The sequence below is a fragment of the Lentibacillus sp. genome (assembly GCF_035301925.1).
Taxonomy (GTDB): domain Bacteria; phylum Bacillota; class Bacilli; order Bacillales; family Amphibacillaceae; genus Lentibacillus.
The window spans coordinates 1-4069 of record NZ_DATGTI010000104.1; the positions used below are offsets into that span (position 1 = coordinate 1).

4 protein-coding genes are annotated in these 4069 nt (G+C 40.2%); 3 read left to right on the forward strand and 1 reads right to left on the reverse strand.

Translation table 11 applies throughout. From position 1 onward, the window contains the following. Window positions 1-1325, reverse strand: a 1325-nt coding sequence (locus VK080_RS08820; RefSeq protein WP_324224398.1) for a protein prkA, incomplete at its 3' end; no start/stop codon positions are given. Between the two features lie 367 nt (window positions 1326-1692). On the opposite strand from VK080_RS08820, the gene VK080_RS08825 reads away from it, so the two are divergent. The 3 genes from VK080_RS08825 to VK080_RS08835 all read left to right on the forward strand — a co-directional run. Then, on the forward strand, window positions 1693-2355 hold the full coding sequence (locus tag VK080_RS08825) for a hypothetical protein (protein WP_324224399.1): 663 nt from the start codon (window positions 1693-1695) through the stop codon (window positions 2353-2355). 109 nt (window positions 2356-2464) lie between these two features. Continuing rightward, the gene (locus VK080_RS08830) at window positions 2465-3694 is read left to right on the forward strand and encodes an MFS transporter (RefSeq protein ID WP_324224400.1); all 1230 of its coding nucleotides are present in this window, start codon (window positions 2465-2467) and stop codon (window positions 3692-3694) included. Between the two features lie 222 nt (window positions 3695-3916). After that, window positions 3917-4069: thiamine pyrophosphate-binding protein (locus VK080_RS08835; protein WP_324224401.1), on the forward strand; the 153-nt coding region annotated here is incomplete at its 3' end.

Genomic DNA, 4069 nt, shown 5'->3' on the forward strand with positions numbered 1-4069 from the left:
CCATCCTTCAATGAACGCAAGACATCCAGCGCATTGATCGATGGTGTTTCTTTGCGAATAATAGTTGAGGAAATCCGGTTGATGACATAACGCGGGTCAATGCCACGCATTCCTTCATCGGGATATTCCTTTTTCAGTTCATCCACATCCACTTGATTAAAACCTTCAACATTATCCCCATCATAAAGTCGCATTTTCTTGACGAGATCGACACTTTGCTTTTTCGACTCTTCCAGCCGCGTCAAAATCGAAAAAATTGCAGCCACTCTTAGGGCATGCGGTGCGATATGCACATGGGCCATATCACTTTCATTAATCATTTTTTGATAAATACGTTCTTCATCACTCACCCTCAGATTGTACGGAATCGGCATGACAATGATCCGTGACTGGAGGGCCTCATTTTTCTGGTTGGCAATGAACGATCGGTATTCCGCTTCGTTCGTGTGCGCGACAATCAGTTCATCCGCGCTTATAAGGGCAAACCGGCCGGCCTTGAAATTGCCTTCCTGCGTCAGTGACAACAAGTGCCAAAGAAACTTCTCATCACACTTGAGCATCTCCTGAAATTCCATCATACCGCGGTTAGCCTTGTTCAGTTCCCCATCAAACCGGTAAGCGCGCGGATCTGACTCTGAGCCATATTCTGCAATCGTGGAAAAGTCGATACTGCCGGTCAAATCGGCGATATCCTGCGACTTTGGATCAGATGGGCTGAATGTGCCAATGCCGGTCCGCTTATCTTCGGACAAAAAGATACGCTCGACCATCACATCTTCAATCCGCCCGTCATACTCTTTTTCCAGCCGCATCGCATTGAGTGGCGACAGACTTCCCTCGATGCGAATGCCATATTCATCATAAAAGTCTTCACGTAAATGTTGCGGAATCAAATGCAGTGGATCCTCATGCATCGGACAGCCTTTGATCGCGTAAACCGCGCCTTCATCGGTCCGCGAATAGCGTTCAAGCCCGCGTTTCAACATATTGACGATGGTTGATTTCCCACCGCTGACTGGCCCCATCAGTAGCAAAATCCGTTTCCGGACATCAAGCCGCTTAGCTGCCGGGTGAAAATATTCCTCCACCAGTTTTTCAATCGTATTCTCCAGCCCAAAAATCTCTTCACCGAAAAAATCGTACATTTTGCGGCCGTCTTTTTCCGTCAGTCCGGAATGTTTAATCATATTATAAACGCGTGAATGGGCTGTCTGCGCAACTTCCGGCCGCTCTTTCACAATCTCCAGATACTCCGCGAAGGTCCCTTCCCACTTAAGACGCTGTTCCTCCTCACGATGATCCTTCACTTTGCTGAGAATATCCATGTCATTCCTCCATACAGGGTTTCTATAGCCTATGCATTCAGTTTCCTGATGATGCCGACTCATAAAGAGAAACAATAACTGGAATTGTTAAAAATAAAGCGAAGGGAAAATGTAAGAATCAACAGTATTCACCAGCACGTTAAAGCTATAATTTCTACGACTAAGAAATTTCCGTTTGATTGTCCACGTCAGATTAATTCATATTTCATGCAAAGCTGGATTGATATAACAATAAATCTTATTGCAATTTAGCAATTTAGGAATTAATATTGATCAAAAAATTCAAAATACATATTGACAATTTTGGAAACCCTTGTTAATCTTTTAACGAGACTTTTGATAAGTCTAAAAATTTAAATTTTGGAGGTTGGCTATTAAGTTAGCGACGTATGACGGTACTGTCTTCGAAAATTTGAATGAATTAGACGATGCAAGAAAACAGTTTTTGGACAAGGGAGCAGAAAAGTATTTAGTAAAACTTGGAGAAGTTGTATACCGCCATGGATTAGAAAATGCAGTTGGTATTACGATGGCCCACAGACATTTTCATGTTAAACATGACGAGCAATTAGTTGAAGAAGTCCAGCACAACAGTTCCGTTATTAAACCTGTAACAAATGTAAATAATAAGGAAGTCATTCCTTTTACATGGAAATTATCTAAAAGTGAAGATGGAGATTTTCTTTGGTACCCCCTTGAATTTGTTAAATCCAACACATTATCAAAAGAGTCAATTCATAACGAAGAACTGCTTAGAAATAGTTATGATTTTCTCAATGAATTTACGAATTCATTAATAGAATTTGGACTTGAGAATGTTTTTGGCCTTTGTATTGTACATCGGGAATTTCAAGTTTTACCAAGCGAGATGCTAGTTGAAAGTTTAGAAGAGGGATCACGGACATTGTCATTTAAAGTAATACCAGGAAGGAATTTAACCAACACGGTATTAATACCAACTTTTTGGCGTTTTGGTAAAAAAGGAGAAGCATTACAGGCTGAGGCCTGGAAACATTGCGTTGGTCACTAATATATAATAACCTCCTGTCTAATTATTATAGATAGGAGGTTATTATATGACTGGACATCTATATCCACTGGAGATTATATCATTTTTTCGTTATTAGAAGGTGATTTCCGTGGCTTTACACTTAATACGTCAAAGGAACTTTCTGTTTATTTGGATAGCCCGTCAAATTTCAGCGCTGGGTGATTGGATTTTATTGATTGTCTTACCCTTATACATATACAATCTGACAGGATCGACTATTGCAACAGGCACGATGTTTATCACGCAAATGATTCCACGTCTTTTATTTGGTTCCATTGCAGGTTCTGTTGTTGAGCGATTGAATAAAAAGTGGGTACTGGTTTTTACGGATTTTATGCGCGGACTCATATTAAGTTGTTTGTTTATCTTCTCAACAGAACAACTCTGGGTCTTTTTTGTGATTGTTTTTGCACAAAGTACGATTGGCACGGTGTTTATGCCCGCTCATCGTGCATTGATGGTGGAAATCATAGAACGAGATCACTTAGTTGATGCTAATTCAATTACAATTGTAAGCGATAATATTATCCGTCTTGCCGGACCTTCTCTTGGTGGTGCCTTACTGGGGATCGGCGGGCTTCATATATCAATTGGTGTTGACATCTTATCCTATATAGTGTCGGGAATCTTTATTTCTTTAATAACTGTATCTAGTATAAATCATTCAAAACCCCAAGTTAAAACCTCTCTGATGAAAAAATGGCTGACATTTTGGAGTGAGTGGTGGGGCGGCATAAAAATCATTCGGCAAAATCATCTCTTTCTAATAATATTCTGGGTGTTATCGATTACCTGGCTCGCGCAAGGCATGATTAATGTCCTGTTTGTGCCTTATGTTCTTGATATAATGGGACAAAGCTCGGTTGAATTCGGTTGGATTGAATCAGCTGAAGGTGCCGGTGGGTTAATTGGGGGCTATTTATTGTTAAAGTTAAATAAAAAGGTAAAACCCTTTCCGCTTATTATGAGCAGTTTGCTACTGACCGGTTTTATGTTTTTTTTGATGTTTAATTTACCCTATCTATTAGTCGTTTTAGTCTTAAATGCTCTATTGGGGATTCCAAATATTATGTTTAGTGTTCGGTTGGAAACATTACTTCAGGAACATACCCCCGACGATTACCTGGGTCGTGTTTTTGGTTCTTATAATACGATGGTTTCCCTGGCCACATTAGCTGGAATGGCAGTGGCAAGCATATTGAATTTTGCTGGAACAGTTCTATTATTGAATTTGACAGCAGTATTGTTTATTGCTTTAGGATGTGTGTTTTACAGGCCTTTAAGACTTGAATTGGATAAGCAGGTAGAGCTTGGTTGACTGGCGCTCTGAGAGTGAACCAGTGAGGCTTTGTTTATGGTCCTCTGACAGTACTTTCCTTAATGACTTTTTGGGGCTTGAAGAATTTTTTAAGGTGTTTAGACTCGAGTTAAACCACTTACCTTTTGGACTCATAACTTAACGCCCTTACTTTTTCAATTCATAATTCCTCAAGCTTTGGCAAAAACTATTGACAGCAAATCTAACAAAGGATGGATCGCAATGAACGTCTCAGAATTGCTCGTCAAATGTCTTGAACAGGAAGGTGTGGAATACGTTTTTGGCGTCCCCGGAGAGGAAAATATCGATCTGATGGATGCCATTTATGATTCGGATATTGATTTTATTGTTACACGGCACGAAACAAGTGCTGCC